Raw genomic sequence first — 17390 nt, 5'->3', positions numbered from 1 at the left:
GATCAGCCGTTCCGGAACCGGTCGCGCAGCTTGGAGAAGAGCCCCTGGTGGAACTCGGCGAGCTTGGGCGCGGGCGCCTTGGCTCGCTTCGCGAAGTCCTCGATGAGAGCGCGCTGCTTGCCGTCGATCCGTGTCGGAGTGACCACCTGGACCCCCACGCGAAGGTCGCCGCGCTGACTGCCGCGCAGCGGGGTGATACCACGGCCCTTGATGGTCAGCACGTCTCCGGACTGCACGCCGGGACGGATCTCCAGGTCGACCGCGCCGTCGAGCGCGTCGATCTGAGCGGAGGTGCCGAGGACGGCATCGGTCATGGCGACCTCGAGCGTGGCCAGCAGGTCGTCGCCGTCACGGCTGAAGGACGGATGCGGGGCGACGGTCACCTCGACGTAGAGGTCGCCGTTCGGACCACCGGCTCGGCCGACCTCGCCGGAGCCGGGGAGCTGCAGGCGGAGACCGGTCTCGACTCCCGCCGGGATGTCCAGCCCCACCGTCCGCCGCGAACGGACCCGTCCTTGGCCACCGCAGGTCGCGCACGGGTACGGGATCGTCGTGCCGTAGCCCTCGCAGGATCCGCACGGCTGCGTGGTGACCACGGTGCCCAGAAGGCTCCGCACCTGCTGCTGGACATGGCCGGAGCCTCCGCAGATGTCACAGGTGACCGGCGAGGTCCCCTCCTGGCAGCACGAGCCATGGCAGGTCTCGCAGAGAACGGCCGTGTCCACCTCGATGTCACGGTGCACCCCGAAGACGACGTCGTCGAGATCGAGCGTGATGCGCACGAGGGCGTCCTGTCCACGCTCTCGACGTGAGCGCGGACGGGCCGAACGTCCGCCCCCGCCTCCGAAGAACGTCTCGAAGATGTCGCCGAAACCGCCGAAGCCCCCGAAGCCGCCGCTCTCGTCCCCGCCCATGTCGTATCGACGGCGCGACTCGGGGTCGCTCAGGACATCGTAGGCATGGGTCACGAGCTTGAAACGCTCCGCGGCCTCCTCGCTCGGATTCACATCGGGATGGAGCTGTCGCGCCAGTCGACGGTAGGCCTTCTTGATCTCGTCCTCGCTCGCCTCGCGCGAGACGCCCAGGACTTCGTAGTGGTCCGCCACAGTCACCTTTCCTTCGCCGGCGTCTCCCGCGCCGGCCTCCGCGCACCGCTCAGCGGCCCGCCTCGTCCTCGTCGAGCAACCGCGACAGGTAGCGGGCCACCGCCCGCGCCGCGGCGAGATTGCTCGGATAGTCCATGCGCGTCGGCCCCATGACGCCCACGCGTGCCGTCCCGCTGGGGGTGACGTAGTTGCTCGCCACGATTGAGGCCTCCGGGATGCCGAACGCCTCGTTCTCCGCACCGATGCTCGCCGCCAGTCCCTGCTCGTCCGTGACCATCTCGCTCATCAGACGCAGGAGCGTCACCTGCTCCTCGATGGCCTCGAGAAGCGGGTGGATACTGCCCCGGAAGTCGTGCTCACGACGGGCGAGGGTCGCGGCCCCCGCCATCACCAGCCGTTCCTGACGGAACTCCTCCAGCTCCTCCTTGATCGCTCGACATGCACATGTCTGCGCCAACGCCAGCGCGGTCCCCTCCGGAGCGTCCTGCAGTTCGTCGATTCGCTCGAGCCCTCGGCGCACCGACCGTCCCACGAGCAGAACGGTCATTCGCGCACGCAACGCGGCGAGCTCGGCCTCGCCGAGGTCGAGCGGCAGCGGGATGAGACGCTGCGAGACGCCGCCGGCATCGGTGACGAGCACGGCGAGCAGCCGGTTCGGGGCAAGAGCGACGAGCTCCACATGCGTGACGTGGGCACGGGCGAAGGAGGGGTACTGGGCCAGCGCGACCTGGCCCGTCAGCCGAGTGAGCACCCGAACCGTGCGCACCATCAGGTCGTCGAGATCGGCTGGATCCGTCAGGAACGCGGTGATCGCACTCCGCTGCGCGGTCGAGAGCGGGCGGAGCTGCGCGAGATGGTCGACGAAGACGCGATAGCCCTTGTCGGTCGGCACCCGTCCCGATGACGTGTGCGGAGCCGCGATGAGCTCCTCGTCCTCGAGCTGAGCCATGTCGTTGCGGATGGTCGCGGCCGAGACGCCGAACGCATGGCGCTCGACGATGGACTTGCTCCCGACCGGCTCGTTCGTCTCGACGAAGTCCTCGACGATCGCGCGGAGGACCTGGAGACCCCGTTCGGTGACCATCTCGCCTCCTCTGCTCGCCGGACCGCGACGTTTCCTGTCGATGACAGATTGGCACTCCATCCTGTCGAGTGCCAATTCTACCGGTCTCCGACGGGGACGCGCCCGCCCTTCTCCCGGTTCATCCGCAGCGGCGAGCTCGGCTGGCCATGTTTCGACGACGCCCTCTCGATCCGGCTGTTCGGCAACGAGACCGCGACCGTCCCGCGACGCCGGACGACGAGCCTCGAGCTGCTGCCCTGATCCTGATCCTGATCCTGATCCGAGATCGGGCGATGACTCAGTCGGTGAGGGTGCGGACGACCGCGTCGGCGAGGAGACGACCCCGCAGGGTCAGGACGATCCGCCCTCGCAGGGCTTCCGTCCCGATGACGAGACCGTCCGCGATGAGTCCGGCGACACGGCCACGGGCTGTGTCGGGCAGCGCGTCGAGCGGAAGCCCTTCCGCCATGCGAGACCGGAGAAGAACCCTTTCGAGTGCGCGGGCCGACGGCGCAGGACGCTCGGTGCCTGCTGCCGGGGAGTCGCCTGCTCCCAGCCGCGCCGCGTATGCCGCCGGATGCTTCACGTTCCACCACCGCAGGCCGGCGATGTGGCTGTGCGCCCCCGGACCGAAACCCCACCAGTCCGTCCCTCGCCAGTAGGCCATGTTGTGCTGTGAACGCTGAGCAGGCGTCCGTGCCCAGTTGCTCACCTCGTACCAGTCGAACCCTGCGCCGGCGAGCACGGCGTCGGCGAGCTCGTACATGTCGGCCTGCAGGTCGTCGTCGGGGGCGGGGACCTCACCGCGCCTGATCTGACGTGCGAGCTTCGTCCCCTCCTCGATGATCAGGGCATACGCCGACACATGGTCGGGGGCGAGAGCGACCGCGGCGTCGAGCGATTCCTGCCAGTCCGCGAGGCTCTCTCCCGGAGCGCCGTAGATGAGGTCCACGCTCACCGCGAGCCCCGCGTCACGTGCCGCAGACACCGCTCCGCGGACGTTCTCCGGGCGATGCGTGCGATCCAGCGCGGCGAGCACCGACGGCACCGCGGACTGCATCCCGACGGAGAGGCGCGTCACCCCTGAACGCGCCAGCTCGTCTGCGACCAACGGGGTCACGGTGTCCGGGTTCGCCTCCACCGTCACCTCCGCCCCCTCGCGGATGCCGAACGCGTCGATCGCACCCTTCAGCATCCGGGCCAAGTCGCCTGGGGGCAGCAGAGTCGGGGTGCCACCGCCGAAGAACACCGTGTCGAGCGGGCGGAGTGCACCGCGCTCCGCGAGCACGTCGCGGGCGATCGCGATCTCCGAGAGCAGCGTGTCCGCGTACTCGTCCTGGCTCGCCCCGCGCAGCTCCGAGGAGGTGTAGGTGTTGAAGTCGCAGTATCCGCAGCGGACCCGGCAGAAAGGCACGTGCAGATAGGCCGAGAACGGCGCGGTGATGTCGACGAACAGGTCCTCGGGCAGACGCCCGTCGCGCGGAGCGGGATCCCCCGACGGAAGGGACCCGGCCATCAGGCGGGGGTCGCGTAGAGCGGAGAGATCCCCCGCAGGTAACGGGCGAAGAGCTCCCTGCGCCGGCGACGGACCAGAGCCGGCAGCACCCGGTACAGGAGCGTGTTGGGCGCGTCGAAGGCACGGACGGTGAACCAGACCTCGTCCGACTCCTCGCGCCAGTCGACGTCGAACGACTCCTCGCCGCTCACCACCGAGCCGCCCACGGTTCCCAGCACGAAGCCGACCCGACGTGCCTCCTCGCTCACCGAGATCACACGCAGCTCTGCGTCCGCGTTGAAACCGGCGACCCTGCCGCGGACGCGCAGCGTCATCCCCGCGCCGGCGAAGGGAGTGCCCTCGCCATCGGTACGCTGCTCGATCGCGCTCTTGCTCGGAGCGATCGGCGTTCCCTCCGCGTCGAAGCTGACCCCTGCATACCCGGGACCCGAGGCCGGCCGCAGATCCTCGAGCTGGAGACCGGCCGCGCGCTGCGCGGTCCAGGAGAGCAAGGCGTCGCTCGCGGTGCGAAAACGCTCCTCACCGCTGCCGATACGCCAAGACTGCTCAGCGGGGATGCTCCGCTCCGGCGGATACTGCATGAGATCCGGGGCATGAGTGGCCCCGACCGCGGCGTAGTCCACCGTGCCTTCTCGGAATGTCCCGCGACGCATGCGTTCCACCCTACTGTCCCTTCCTTGACGAGACGGCAAAGCTTCCCTCCGAGACGGCCGTCACCTCGCGCAGGTATCCCGCCATCGTCCGCCGCTGCATCGCCCTCAGCAACGGGCCGAGGAGCCGCCACATCGGTGAGGCGGGACACGACAACGATCGAGCGGTGAACAGGCCGTCCTCCGTCAGCTCGAAGGACTCCTCCCCGTAGAGCGGATGCCCCCGGCGCGTCTCGTACCCGAAGCCCGCCTCACCCGCCCAGACCACGCGCACCGGCTCACGGAACAGGATGCCGAGCACCCGGAGGGAGAGCATTCCCTCCGCGTCCGGCGTCGGCTGTCCGGCTGGTGCCCCGAAGCCGACCCGCCGTTTGAGCTCCCAGGACGAGACCAGCTCGGCGACGGCGGCCCGTCGGTGCGGCGGGACGGGTGTCGACACCTCGTGCGTCCGCATCCCGGTAGGCGGATCGAGGATCGGCATCCGCGTCGTCCCGCGCCCGTACGCCGGGAGGCGCATGAGCTACTTCTTGTCCTTGCCTTCGACGTCGCCGGACAGCGCGGCGATGAACGCCTCCTGGGGGACCTCCACGCGGCCGACCATCTTCATGCGCTTCTTGCCTTCCTTCTGCTTCTCCAGGAGCTTGCGCTTTCGGGTGATGTCGCCGCCGTAGCACTTGGCGAGCACGTCCTTGCGGATCGCGCGGATCGTCTCTCGCGCGATGATCCTGGCACCGATCGCGGCCTGGATCGGCACCTCGAACTGCTGCCGAGGGATGAGCTTGCGCAGCCGCTCGGCCATCATCGTGCCGTAGCTGTAGGCCTTGTCACGATGCACGATCGAGCTGAAGGCGTCGACCTTCTCACCCTGGAGCAGGATGTCGACCTTGACGAGGTCGGCCTCCTGGGAGCCCGCGGGCTCGTAGTCGAGCGACGCGTACCCCTGTGTCTTCGACTTCAGCTGGTCGAAGAAGTCGAAGACGATCTCGCCCAGTGGAATGTTGTAGCGCAGTTCCACACGCTCCTCGGAGAAGTACTCCATGCCCAGGAGCGACCCGCGGCGAGACTGGCAGAGCTCCATCACCGTTCCCACGTAATCCTTCGGGAGGAGGATCGCTGCCTTGACCATCGGCTCGGAGACGGAGCCGATACGGCCGTCCGGGTACTCGCTCGGGTTCGTGACCGTGACGGTCTCGCCGGTGTCGGACGTGAGCACCTCGTAGATCACGCTCGGCGCCGTCGTGATGAGGTCGAGGCCGAACTCCCGCGACAGGCGCTCGGTGATGATCTCCAGGTGCAGAAGGCCGAGGAAGCCGCAGCGGAAGCCGAACCCGAGGGCGACCGAGGTCTCCGGCTCGTACTGCAGGGACGCGTCCGAGAGCTTGAGCTTGTCGAGCGCCTCGCGAAGCTCCGCGTAGTCGCTGCCGTCGATCGGATAGATGCCGGAGAAGACCATGGGCTTCGGGTCGGTATAGCCCGCCAGCGCCTCGGCCGCAGGCTTGCGGGCGTTCGTGACGGTGTCGCCGACCTTCGACTGGCGCACGTCCTTCACCCCGGTGATGAGGTAGCCGACCTCGCCCACGCCGAGTCCCTTGGTCGGGGTGGGCTCTGGGCTCGACACGCCGATCTCGAGCAGCTCGTGGTTGGCGCCGGTGGACATCATCTGGATCCGCTCGCGCGGTTCCAGCTTGCCGTCGACCATCCGGACATACGTGACGACGCCGCGATAGGCGTCATAGACGGAGTCGAAGATCATCGCCCGCGCGGGCGCGTCCGCGTCTCCGGTCGGACCGGGGATCTCCTGCACGAGGCGATCGAGCAGGTCCTCGACACCGGCCCCCGTCTTGCCGGACACACGCAGCACGTCCTCCGGTCTCCCCCCGATGAGGTCCGCAAGCTCCTTCGCATACTTCTCCGGCTCCGCCGCGGGCAGATCGATCTTGTTCAGGACCGGGATGATCGTGAGGTCGTTCTCCAGCGCCAGATAGAGGTTCGCCAGCGTCTGCGCCTCGATTCCCTGCGCCGCGTCCACGAGGAGGATCGCGCCCTCGCAGGCGGCGAGCGAGCGCGACACCTCGTAGGTGAAGTCGACGTGCCCCGGAGTGTCGATCATGTTCAAGGCGAAGGTCTCGCCCTCGATCTGCCAGGGCATCCGGACCGCCTGGCTCTTGATGGTGATGCCGCGCTCGCGCTCGATGTCCATCCGGTCGAGGTACTGCGCCCTCATGTCGCGCTCTGCGACCACCCCGGTGATCTGGAGCATGCGGTCGGCAAGGGTCGACTTGCCGTGGTCGATGTGAGCGATGATGCAGAAGTTCCGGATCTGCGCCGGCGGCGTCGCGGCAGGCTGAAGCGGAGTGAGGGCGCGTGGTGACATGTCCGGACGATTCTACGGGAGCGATCGAGGATTCCCGGTGCCCTCGCCTCCCCCTCGCCCGATGCGCCCCGGCGGTCGAGGGATCGGATGAGGTCTCCCTAACCCGCGCTCGTCCGGCCGCGGTGATAGTCTCGCGACGTTGCCACGTCGGGACTCGGTTCCTCAAGAGATGGGCTTCCGTCTCACGGGACTCGCTTCCGCCCGCTTCACCACCGCGGGTCGATGATGTTTGAATGACGTCGGACCCAGCGTTGCGTCGGAGACCCCGTGCGGCGTCTGTGAAAGAGAAAGAACACCATCTTGATCAAGTACCTGCTCCGCCGTCTCCTCGGCTGGCTCCTCATGATCGCGGTGGCGACCAATCTGACCTACTTCCTTGCGTGGTCCTTCCTCGATCCGCGCAGCAACTATGTGGGACGTCGCCCCCCGCTCACCCAGGACGAGATCTCCAACGTCCTCGAGCCCCGCAACCTCAGCGACTCCGTCCCGCTTCTCCAACGCTGGTGGACGTGGCTCACCGACATCGTCCTGCACTGGGACTGGGGGGTGAGCCCGGTCGGCCAATCCGTCAACGAGCAGATCTCCTACCGTATGTGGGTCTCGGCGGAGCTCGTGCTCGGGGCGACCATCATCGCCGCCGTCCTCGGCATCGCCCTCGGCGTCTACACGGCGTCTCGGCAGTATCGGCTCGGCGACCGCATCGGTCAGGCCACCTCCATCATCACGATGAACATCAACATCGTCGTCGCGGCCCTCGGCATCGTCCTCCTCGCGATCGGGTTCAACGACCTGGTCGGCGCCAGGGTCTTCTACGTCACCGGGGCCAGCAGCGACGATGTCGAAGGGTTCTTCCCCACTCTCCTCGACAAGCTGCAGCATCTCACGCTCCCGACGATCGCCCTCGTCGTCGTCAGCTACGCGAGCTATCACTTCCTCCAGCGCTCGCTCCTGCTCGACAACATCAAGGCCGACTACGTGCGCACGGCGCGTGCGAAGGGCCTCACAAAGCAGCAGGCCATCCGCAGGCACGCTCTGCGCACGTCGCTCATCCCCGTCGCGACCCAGCTCGCCTTCAGCATCCCCGCCGTCTTCACCGGTGCGATCCTCACCGAGTCGATCTTCGGCTGGCACGGGATGGGTCGGTATTTCATCGACACCATCAGCAAGAACGACATCCACGGCGTCGTGGCGGTCGCCGCCTTCGGCGCCGTGCTGACCGCGATCGGCGCCATCCTGTCCGACATCGCCGTCGTGGTCCTGGACCCGCGAGTGAGGGTGAGCTGACATGAGCGCCACATCCATCCAGCCGCCCGTCGGCCCCGACACGACGGCCGCCCGCCTCCCTCGCAGGCGGATGTCGACGTTCGAGCTGTACTACCGCCGTTTCATGCGCAACAAGCCGGCGGTCGTCGGCGTGGTCATCTTCCTCCTTCTGGTGCTTTTCTCGATCGTCGGCCCTCTCGTCGCACGGTACGACCACGTCTACCTCGACTTCCTGAACCTGGGGACGCCGCCGTCCGCAGACCACTGGTTCGGGACGACGACCGCCGGCAACGACCTCTTCGCACAGGTCGCGGTAGGAACTCAGCGATCGCTGATGATCGCTCTGACGGTGTCGATCGGAACCACTGTGATCTCGGCGGTGGTCGGGACCGCCGCGGCGTACTTCGGCGGCTTCACGGAGCGGATCGCTCTTGTCGTCATCCACTTCTTCATGGTCGTGCCGACCTTCCTCATTCTCGCGCTGGTCTCCAACAGCGCCGGAGGCGATTGGCGGATCATCTCGCTCGTGATGATCTTCACGAGCTGGTTCTTCCCCGCACGAGTGATCTGGACCATGGCCCTCTCCCTGCGCGAGCGCGAGTACGTCCACGCGGCGCGGTACATGGGTGTCCCCGGCATGAGGATCGTCCTGCGGCACCTCCTTCCGAACATCGGGTCGCTCCTCGTGATCAACTTCACCCTCGGCGTCGTCACGGCCGTCATGGCCGAGACCGGCCTCTCCTTCATCGGCTTCGGCGTGAAGATCCCCGACGTCTCGCTCGGATCGCTGATCGGAACCGGCGCGAACACGATCACCAGCGCGCCGTGGCTGTTCTACTTCCCCGCCGCAGCGCTCACGCTCCTCACCGTCTCGATGGCGCTCATCGCCGACGGCCTGCGCGACGCCCTCGACCCCACCTCGGCGGCAGGAGGCCGCGCATGACCGCTCCCCTGCTCTCCGTTCGAGACCTCAAGGTCAGCTTCGCCTCCGAAGCGGGCCGCGTGGACGCCGTCCGCGGCGTGTCCTTCGACCTTGCCCCTGGCCGCACGCTCGGCATCGTGGGCGAGTCAGGCTCGGGGAAGTCCGTGACCTCGCTCGCGATCATGGGGCTCCTCGACGACAACGCCAGAGTCACCGGATCGATCATGTTCGACGGGCAGGAGCTCGTCGGCAAGACAGACCGGCAGATGTCGGCGCTACGAGGCAACGGCATCGCGATGATCTTCCAGGATCCGCTCACCTCACTGACACCGGTCTTCACGATCGGCGACCAGCTCATCGAAGCGCTGACCGTGCACAAGAGCATGTCGCAGGCCGAGGCCACGGCCCGCGCGATCGAGTTGCTGACGCTCGTCGGGATCCCCAGCCCGGAACGACGGATGAGGTCCTTCCCGCACGAGTTCTCCGGCGGCATGCGTCAGCGCGTCGTTATCGCGATCGCGATGGCCAACGACCCGAAGCTCATCATCGCCGACGAGCCCACCACTGCTCTCGACGTGACGATCCAGGCTCAGATCCTCGATCTCATCGGCACCGCACAGCGCGAGACCGGCGCCGCAGTCGTCATGATCACGCACGACATGGGCGTCGTCGCCAAGACAGCCGACGACGTGCTCGTGATGTACGCGGGTCGGCCGGTCGAGCAGGCGCCGGTGAGGGAGGTCTTCCATCAGACGCGCATGCCGTACTCGATCGGGCTCCTGGGCGCGATCCCCCGCATCGACAAGGCCGAGAAGGAGCCGCTCGTCCCGATCAAGGGCGCCCCTCCGCTCCTCATCGGTCTCCCGGACGCATGTCCTTTCGCAAACCGCTGCCCCATCGCGGTCGAGGCCTGCAGGAACGGCGAGCCCCCGCTGCGGCCCGTCGACACCGGCGGAGGCGACGCACATCTCGTCGCCTGCATCCGCGCGGACGAGATCGAGGACGGCCTCATCGGCGGAGCGCCGGTGTATCCGGTCCCGGAGATCCCGGTCGCGGCGATCGAGAGCGTGCCTCGCGCGGAGCGTCCCGTGACCCTCGACGTGCAGAACATGCGCAAGTCGTTCCCGTTACTGAAGGGCGCATTCCTCAAGCGCAAGGTCGGGGAGGTGCACGCGGTCAAAGGCCTCACCTTCGACATCCGTCAGGGCGAGACCATGGCCATCGTCGGCGAGTCCGGCTGCGGCAAGACCACGACGCTGCTGCAGATCATGGATCTCGTCGCACAGACCGACGGCGAGATCACGATCGCGGGCACGCCCGTCTCTCAGGTTCGCGGCGGCAGGGGCGAGCGCCAGCTCCGACGCGACATCCAGATCGTGTTCCAGGACCCGATGGGCGCCCTCGACCCGAGGATGACGGTGACCGACGTCATCGCCGAGCCTCTGCGGGCCATCGGCGTCCCGCGAGACGAGGCCGACGTCCGCGTCGACGAGCTGATGGACCTCGTCGGGCTCGACCCCGCACACGCGAACCGCTTCCCGGGCGCGTTCTCCGGCGGCCAGCGACAGCGCATCGGCATCGCCAGGGCGCTCGCGACCAACCCGAAGATCGTGGTCCTCGACGAGCCGGTTTCGGCTTTGGACGTGTCGATCCAGGCCGGCGTGATCAACCTGCTCGACGAACTGAAGGTCAAGCTCGGCCTGTCCTATCTTTTCGTGGCCCACGACCTGTCGGTCGTCCGCCACATCGCCGACCGGGTCGCCGTGATGTACCTCGGAGAGTTCGTCGAGCACGGCGATGTCGATGCGGTCTTCGACGACCCGCAGCACCCCTACACCCAGGCACTGCTGTCGGCGATCCCGATTCCGGATCCGGACATCGAGCGCACACGCGAGCGGATCGTCCTCCAGGGCGATCTGCCGAGTCCGACCGACCGATCCGACGGATGTCCTTTCACCTCGCGCTGCCCGTTGTACAAGCTGCTCCCGTCCGATCAGCAGAAGCGCTGCGAGAACGAGCATCCGGCGCTCACCGGCGTCGCGTCGCACAGGAACGCCTGTCATTTCCGTTGACTCGGAATGGTAACGGTTGCGTTGCCTCACCGAGCGCGGTCCGGCGGCAGGTTTATCCTTCCCCCAACCCCTGAAAGAGCCGAAAGGCAACGAAGGAGCACCATGAAAAGGCACCAGAAGCTGATGGGCGTCGTCGCCCTCGGCGGCGCCCTCGCACTCGCCATCAGCGGTTGTGCGTCGGGCGGCAACAGCGGCAACGGCGGCGGCGCGACCACATCCGCCGAGGTCAAGCAGGCGGACTACAATCCGCAGCCGCGGGAGAACCTCAAGCAGGGCGGCACCGTCCGGTTCCGCATCAATGAGATCACTCCGCAGATGAACCTGTTCAACAGCGATGCGACGGCTGACACCACTCGCCTTGCCGCGTGGTACACGCCCCAGGTCCTCCTCATCGACCCTGATGGCACGGTCAAGCCCAACCCGGCGTACCTCGACAAATGGGACATCAGCACAGAGAACGGCAAGACCGTCATCACGATGAAGGTCAACGAGAAGGCCGCATGGAATGACGGCACGCCGATCGACTGGACCGCGTTCGAGGCGACGTGGAAGGCGAACAACGGCACGAACGAGGCGTTCCAGGTAAATTCCACCGACAAGTACAAGGACATCGAGTCGGTGACCAAGGGAGAGACGGACAAGGACGTCATCGTGACGTTCGCGCAGGAGTTCGCATGGCCGAAGTCCGTGTTCTCCACGATCCTCCACCCGGCCGTCACCACGCCGGACGTCTTCAACACCGGTTTCCTGGAGAACGCGCGTCCGGAATGGGGAGCCGGCCCGTACAAGATCACCGGCTACGACGTGAAGGGGCAGACCGCCACCTTCGAGCCGAACGAGAAGTGGTGGGGTGAGAAGCCGCTGCTCGACAAGGTGACCTTCACCGGCCTCGACTCGACCGCTGGCATCAATGCCTTCAAGAACGGCGAGATCGATGCGGTGGAGACCCCGAACAAGGACTTCCTCGCCCAGGTCTCCGACATGAAGGACGTCGTCACCTACCGTGCCGTCCGCACCTCCAAGACCGTTCTTCTGGTCGACGCGGACAAGCCGCAGTTCAAGGACGTCAACGTCCGCAAGGCGTTCTTCCTCGGGACGAACGTCGACCAGCTCAAGCAGGTCATCTGGAACGGACTCGACTACTCCGAGGAGCCGGTCGGCACGCTCAACAACTACCGCTTCCAGGACGGGTTCGAGGACACGTTCAAGGAGGCCGGTCTGACGTTCGACGTCGACGCCGCCAAGAAGCTCCTCGATGAGGCCGGCTGGAAGGAGGGCAAGGACGGTGTCCGCGAGAAGGACGGTGAGAAGCTCTCCATCGTCTTCCCCACGCACAACGACAGCCCCACCATCCTCGCCATGCTCAAGGCGCTCCAGCAGCAGCAGAAGGCGATCGGGATCGACATGAAGATCGAACAGCGCCCGAGTGCGGACTTCTCGACCGACTTCACGACCAAGAACTGGGACGCGTTCTCGCTCCAGTTCACCGATGGCGACCCGTTCGGTCCCTCGAACTTCTGCCAGCTCTACTGCTCGGACAGCAGCCTCAACCTGTCCGGCACCGGCAGCGAGGAGATCGACAAGAGGGTCAAGGACGAGGTCGAGTCGCAGACGACCCCGGAGGCATGGACCAGCGCCGCGATGAAGCTCGAGTCCGAGATCGTCAAGGACACCTGGGGCATCATCCCGCTCTACAACGGCCCGTGGATCGTCACGGCCAAGAAGGGTCTGGCCAACCTGACCCCCGAGCCCTACGTGGGCCTCGATCTCTTCGGCGTCACGCCGGTCGAGAACGTGGGCTGGGAGAAGTAGATCCCTCCTGTGCCCGGAACGGGGTCGGCGGCTCTCTCCCGTCGACCCCGTTTTTCATAGACTGACCCTCGTGGTCGTGAGCGTGGTGCTGGTGCATGGGATCCGTACCTCCGCGACCATGTGGCGATCGCAGGTCGCCCACCTGGAGCAGCGTGGGAACCCAGCCGTCGCCATCGACCTTCCGGGACACGGCGCGCGAATGGACGAGGTCTTCACCCTCGCCGAGGCCTTCCGCACGATCGACGCCGCCGTCCGCTCCGCCGCGCGGAACGGACCGGTCCTCCTCGTCGGGCATTCGATGGGCGGCCTTCTCTCCACCGTCTATGTGGGCGCGGAGGAACCGCCGCCTGTGCACGCCTTCGTCGGCGCCTCCTGCACGGCGCTCCCCCGCGGCATGGGACTCGCCGCCTACCGGCTCCTCGCCGGGGCGATGAACTCCCTCCCGGACCGGGGCGTGTGGCTGAGCGAGCAGGTGATCGCCGCCACTCTGCCCGCCGAGACGCGCGAGGACTTCGGCGCGGGTGGATACGCGATGACGGTCCAGGACGCCGCTCTGCGCAGCCTCGCGACCCTCGACCTCCTGCGCGCCGTGCGTCGCCTGCGCCCCCCGACCTGGTTCGTCAACGGCCAGTTCGACCAGCTGCGCACCCACGAGCGCACGTTCATGGCGCTCGCACCGCGTGCCGAGCTGATCGTCGTCCCCCGGGCGACTCACCTCGTGACCGCGATGTACCCGCGGGTCTTCAACGCGGTCCTCGACCTCGCGCTCACGACGGTCGAGACGGCTCCTTCGCCGTGCGGGAGCGAATCGCCAGAGCCATGACGCCGCCGACAGCGGACAGAACGACGGCTGCGGTGAAGAGCAGCCAGAACCCCCCGACGAGGGCGACCAGCCCCGCGCCGAGCAAGGGGCCGACGAGCTGGCCGAGGTTCGCAGAGACGTTCACGAGCCCGAGGTCTCTCGCATGATCGTCGGGGTCGCGGAGCAGATCGGTGGAGAAGGCCAGGCTCACCGCCATATAGCCGCCGTATCCGGCTCCCATGAGGGCCGCAGCCATCGAGGTCGCTACCAGGTCGGAGCTGATGAGGATCACGACGCCTGACACCGCCTGCACGAAGGCGGAGAGCACTGTGAGCAGCCGCCGGTGGCCTGAGCGATCGGAGACCGTCCCCACAACGACCGATGCGATGACCACGAAGACGGTATAGACGACGGTCAGGACCAGGAGGTCATCCTGCGACTCGGCCGCAGAGACCCCGATCCCGTACAGCAGGAAGAAGAGCAGGAGCGAGGTGCCGAGGGCGTTGCCGACGTTGACGACGAAACGCCCGGCGATCATCCAGCCGAGATCGCGGTTACGCAGCGAGGAAGCCCGACGGGCGGCTCCGCCCCGAGGCCCGGGGAGGCGTGCCGGCTCCGGGTCCGGCAGCATCAGGGCAGCCCCGGTTCCGAGGACGGCGATGAGCACCGCCAGGAGCGTGTAGGAGGCGGGAACGCTGAGCTCCAGCAGGACGACGGCCCCCACTCCGATGACGACGCCGACCGCCTGTGCGGAGCTCGCGACCGCGGACGCCGCACCGCGCTGGACCGTGAGCTGGTCCGCGATGAGAGCGGTGTAGGCGGTGCTGGCGACCGACAGGCCGACCGAGACCACGGCCCACGACCCGCCGACGGCCCAGGGGCCGGTCGAGACTCCGGCGAGCAGCAGCCCGGCCGCCGACAGCAGAGAGCCCCCCACCGCCCAGGGGCGCCGTCGTCCCCGGCGCAGGCCCGTGCGGTCCGAGAGTCTTCCGGCGATCGGACGGCGATCACCCCGGCCACGCCGCCCGCGGAGAGCACGACGCCGGCTCCGACCACGCCGGCGATCCAGTCCCCGTCGGTGTCCAGCTGAAGCGGGAGAAGCAGCTGCACCGGCGTCAGCTGAACGGTCCAGATCGCGAGCCACGCGATGGCGAACGGGGCGAACCAGAGCAGGCCGACCCTTCTGGAGGATCCGATATCGGCGTTCACGACCGGCTCACGAGCCCAGCCGCCGCGCAGACGACGCGCCGCATCGGTGCAGAGGGATTGAGAGGGGGATCTCGCTCACGGACGGCTCCTTCGGGTCCTGCGCTCAGCATGCACCTGTTCTCTGTCCGCGCACCTCATCGACGCGCCGGGCCCGTCGGGATCACGTCACGGCGGAACCTGATAGACTCGGTGATTGGCTTGCGTGTGGGAGTTTCCCTCACGACGCCGCCGGACGACCCTCTCTCGTCCGCGGCACACCATCCATCACTCGAACGAAGGTTTCCCGCACGTGGCAAACATCAAGTCGCAGATCAAGCGCAACAAGACCAACGAGAAGGCGCGCGAGCGCAACAAGGCCGTCAAGAGCGAGCTGCGGACCGTCGTCCGTCAGACCCGTGCTGCGATCGTCGCCGGCGACAAGTCGGCTGCCGAGGCCGCACTGAAGAAGGCCTCGAAGAAGCTTGACAAGGCCGTCAGCAAGGGCGTCATCCACTCGAACCAGGCAGCCAACCGCAAGTCGGCGATCGCCAAGCAGGTCGCCGCTCTCTGAGCTGCCGTCACGAAGGCCCGTCACCCTACGGTGACGGGCCTTCGTCGTTCTGCACGACATCCGCCCGTCTTCTGCACGGGATCCACCCGAGTGGAGAAGACTCCTCTCGCGAGGTGGAAAGATAGAGCCATACGCAGATCAGGGGGAGATATGCGGCAGAGAGTCCTCGCATCCGTCGTCTCGGTTGTCCTGTTGTCCATGTTCGTGGCCGGATGCGCTGGCCCTACCGCCGCTGCCGGACCTTCGCTCTCGAAGCATCGAGGCGGGATCTCCGCCGCGGAACGGGAGGCCAGGGCGGAGGCTCAGCGAGCCGAGGCGGCAGCTGCCGCGCGACAGGCGGCGCAGGTCTCGGTCGAGCCTGGCGTCGCGAGCTGTTCCTTCACCGGCAGCACAGCCACCGCGCCCGTCATGGCGCCGAGTGTCGGCCCCGATCCGACATCCGGTCCCGATCTCGGGCACCCGGACAGAGTCGAGGTCCGCGAGGAGTCCGATGCCTACGTGGTGACCTATACAGGTTCGTTCTTCGCCCCGGACGAGCTGCTGAGCTCGAACCGAGCGCTTACCTTGAGCGTGACTCTCCACGGCGGGCAACCGGTCGGGACCCGTACGCTCCTCACCCTCTACTACGCGGGCCGCCTGTCGTTCACGGGCACCTACGGCGATTCCGGCACCGGGGAGGACAGGCTCCGGACAGGCGCGGACTTGAGCGTGGGGACCTTCACCGCGTCCTATCCGAAGTCGAGCGACAACCTCGCAGGCTTCGCCCCGACCATGTGGACCGCATCCGTGAGCCTCATGACCATCCCCGCCAGCGAGAGCGCGACCCGCAGGGTCCAAGACTTCCGGTGCGGCTCCGGAGAGAGCTGGGAGTGGAAGCCGCTTGCGGTCCAGAACTGAACCCGGCTCTCGATCGTCTCGCCGACCCCGTCCGGAGTCAGCCTGCGAACGGACGACGAGTCGCGATGACCGTGACCATGCGCTCCAGCGCGAAGACCGGATCCCTTGCCGCGCCCTTGACCTCGGCATCCGCCCGGGCGGTCACCTGGATGGCGAGCCCGAGAGAACGTTCATTCCAGCCGACGAGATCGCGCTTGGCCCGGTCGACCTGCCAGTCCTTCATCCCCAGTCGGGCAGCGAGGGCGGCGCTGGGCTCGCGTGATCCGGCGACGCGAGCCATTGTGCGGAGCTTCATCGCGAACGCGGCGACCAGGGGCACCGGATCTGCTCCCGAGGCCAAGGCATGGCGAAGCGCGACCAGCGCCTCGCCATAGCGACCGGCGATCGCGGTGTCGGCGACCACGAACGCCGACACCTCCACCCGGCCGCCGTAGTATCGCTGGACCACCTCGGGCGTGACATCTCCCTCGACGTCGCCGATCAGCTGCTGACACGCCGCGGCGAGCTCGGTGACATCGTCAGAGAACGCGGAGACCAGGGTGCGGAGCGCCTGCGGGGCGATGCGCTTCTGCGCTGCCTTGAACTCGCCGGCGGCGAAGTCGAACTTGTCGCCGTCCCGTTTGATCGCCGGACACGGGATCTCGATCCCGCCGCCGGTCCCTGCACGGACGGCATCGAGCAGCTTCTTGCCGCGGACCGAGGCCCCCGTGTGGCGGAGGATCACCGTGGCGCCCTCCTGCGGATGTTGGAGGTAGGAGACCGCCTCCTGGATGAAAGCGTCGTTCGCCTTCTCGACACCGGCCACGCGCACGAGCCGCGGCTCACCGAAGAGAGAGGGCGACGTCATCGCCAGGAGTGTTCCTGCCGCGTAGTCGTCGGCACGGACGTCGCTCACCTCGAGAGCGGGGTCTTCGGCGCGGAGGTAGTCGCGCACGCCGGCGATCGCCCGCTCGGCGCAGACCTCCTCCGGCCCCGAGACCAGCACGATCGGCGCGGGACGGGGTTCTCGCCAGGAAACCTGCGGAACGGCCGGCGCCTTCGCCCCGCTCTTCCCACCACGCGCGGCGGAGGTGCGGGATGCGGACATGCATCCAGACTACCGGCGGGTGCCGACGCGCGGCTGACGCCCGCAGAGCCTCAGTCGGTCGGTGAGC

At 67.6% G+C, this 17390-nt stretch carries 16 protein-coding genes; 8 read left to right on the top strand and 8 right to left on the bottom strand.

Translation table 11 applies throughout. From position 1 onward, the window contains the following. Positions 1-2: 2 nt before the first annotated feature. Positions 3-1106 carry a molecular chaperone DnaJ gene (gene dnaJ / locus ACP15J_RS01015; RefSeq protein WP_424980860.1) on the bottom strand — a complete coding sequence of 368 codons (1104 nt, stop codon included), beginning with the start codon at positions 1104-1106 and terminating at the stop codon, positions 3-5. A gap of 49 nt (positions 1107-1155) precedes the next feature. Beyond that, entirely contained in the window at positions 1156-2190 is a 1035-nt protein-coding gene (gene hrcA / locus ACP15J_RS01010; RefSeq protein ID WP_424935871.1) for a heat-inducible transcriptional repressor HrcA, read from the bottom strand. A gap of 48 nt (positions 2191-2238) precedes the next feature. On the opposite strand from hrcA, the gene ACP15J_RS01005 reads away from it, so the two are divergent. Further along, on the top strand, positions 2239-2430 hold the full coding sequence (locus tag ACP15J_RS01005; protein WP_424935872.1) for a hypothetical protein: 192 nt from the start codon (positions 2239-2241) through the stop codon (positions 2428-2430). Positions 2431-2467: 37 nt separating this feature from the next. Here ACP15J_RS01005 and hemW read toward each other — a convergent pair whose 3' ends face one another. Genes hemW through lepA form a run of 4 tightly spaced genes read right to left on the bottom strand, consistent with a single transcriptional unit; the run spans position 2468 to position 6709 of the window. After that, a complete protein-coding gene (gene hemW / locus ACP15J_RS01000) occupies positions 2468-3685 on the bottom strand; it encodes a radical SAM family heme chaperone HemW (RefSeq protein ID WP_424935873.1) in 1218 nt (405 codons plus the stop codon). Further along, positions 3685-4338 carry a DUF1990 family protein gene (locus ACP15J_RS00995; protein WP_424935874.1) on the bottom strand — a complete coding sequence of 218 codons (654 nt, stop codon included), beginning with the start codon at positions 4336-4338 and terminating at the stop codon, positions 3685-3687. The genes hemW and ACP15J_RS00995 overlap by 1 nt, the downstream gene beginning before the upstream one ends. A gap of 10 nt (positions 4339-4348) precedes the next feature. Beyond that, a complete protein-coding gene (locus ACP15J_RS00990; protein WP_424935875.1) occupies positions 4349-4852 on the bottom strand; it encodes a DUF1990 family protein in 504 nt (167 codons plus the stop codon). A gap of 3 nt (positions 4853-4855) precedes the next feature. Continuing rightward, complete coding sequence (lepA, locus tag ACP15J_RS00985; protein ID WP_197220493.1) at positions 4856-6709, bottom strand: translation elongation factor 4; 1854 nt, start codon at positions 6707-6709, stop codon at positions 4856-4858. 300 nt (positions 6710-7009) lie between these two features. On the opposite strand from lepA, the gene ACP15J_RS00980 reads away from it, so the two are divergent. From ACP15J_RS00980 to ACP15J_RS00960, 5 genes are all read left to right on the top strand, one after another. Next, positions 7010-7993, top strand: coding sequence for an ABC transporter permease (locus ACP15J_RS00980; RefSeq protein ID WP_197220494.1), 984 nt, complete (start codon positions 7010-7012; stop codon positions 7991-7993). 1 nt (position 7994) lies between these two features. Next, on the top strand, positions 7995-8915 hold the full coding sequence (locus tag ACP15J_RS00975; RefSeq protein WP_424935876.1) for an ABC transporter permease: 921 nt from the start codon (positions 7995-7997) through the stop codon (positions 8913-8915). After that, a complete protein-coding gene (locus ACP15J_RS00970) occupies positions 8912-10966 on the top strand; it encodes a dipeptide ABC transporter ATP-binding protein (protein ID WP_424935877.1) in 2055 nt (684 codons plus the stop codon). Before ACP15J_RS00975 ends, ACP15J_RS00970 begins: the two co-directional genes overlap by 4 nt. A gap of 102 nt (positions 10967-11068) precedes the next feature. Next, positions 11069-12778, top strand: a complete 1710-nt coding sequence (locus ACP15J_RS00965; protein ID WP_424935878.1) for an ABC transporter family substrate-binding protein — start codon at positions 11069-11071, stop codon at positions 12776-12778. Between the two features lie 70 nt (positions 12779-12848). Further along, entirely contained in the window at positions 12849-13601 is a 753-nt protein-coding gene (locus ACP15J_RS00960; RefSeq protein ID WP_424935879.1) for an alpha/beta fold hydrolase, read from the top strand. Here ACP15J_RS00960 and ACP15J_RS00955 read toward each other — a convergent pair. Continuing rightward, the gene (locus ACP15J_RS00955; RefSeq protein WP_424935880.1) at positions 13546-14724 is read right to left on the bottom strand and encodes an MFS transporter; all 1179 of its coding nucleotides are present in this window, start codon (positions 14722-14724) and stop codon (positions 13546-13548) included. The genes ACP15J_RS00960 and ACP15J_RS00955 overlap by 56 nt on opposite strands. A 354-nt stretch (positions 14725-15078) precedes the next feature. On the opposite strand from ACP15J_RS00955, the gene rpsT reads away from it, so the two are divergent. Together rpsT and ACP15J_RS00945 are read left to right on the top strand one after the other, a co-directional pair. Then, the gene (rpsT, locus tag ACP15J_RS00950; protein ID WP_424935881.1) at positions 15079-15339 is read left to right on the top strand and encodes a 30S ribosomal protein S20; all 261 of its coding nucleotides are present in this window, start codon (positions 15079-15081) and stop codon (positions 15337-15339) included. 192 nt (positions 15340-15531) lie between these two features. Beyond that, positions 15532-16236 carry a hypothetical protein gene (locus ACP15J_RS00945; protein WP_424935882.1) on the top strand — a complete coding sequence of 235 codons (705 nt, stop codon included), beginning with the start codon at positions 15532-15534 and terminating at the stop codon, positions 16234-16236. 37 nt (positions 16237-16273) lie between these two features. On the opposite strand, the gene holA is transcribed toward ACP15J_RS00945, so the two are convergent. Next, positions 16274-17323 carry a DNA polymerase III subunit delta gene (gene holA, locus ACP15J_RS00940; protein ID WP_424935883.1) on the bottom strand — a complete coding sequence of 350 codons (1050 nt, stop codon included), beginning with the start codon at positions 17321-17323 and terminating at the stop codon, positions 16274-16276. Positions 17324-17390 lie beyond the last annotated feature (67 nt).

Origin of the sequence: Microbacterium sp. S308A+, assembly GCF_049800815.1 — a bacterium.
Classification (GTDB): domain Bacteria; phylum Actinomycetota; class Actinomycetes; order Actinomycetales; family Microbacteriaceae; genus Microbacterium.
This window is presented reverse-complemented; position numbering and strand designations above follow the sequence as displayed.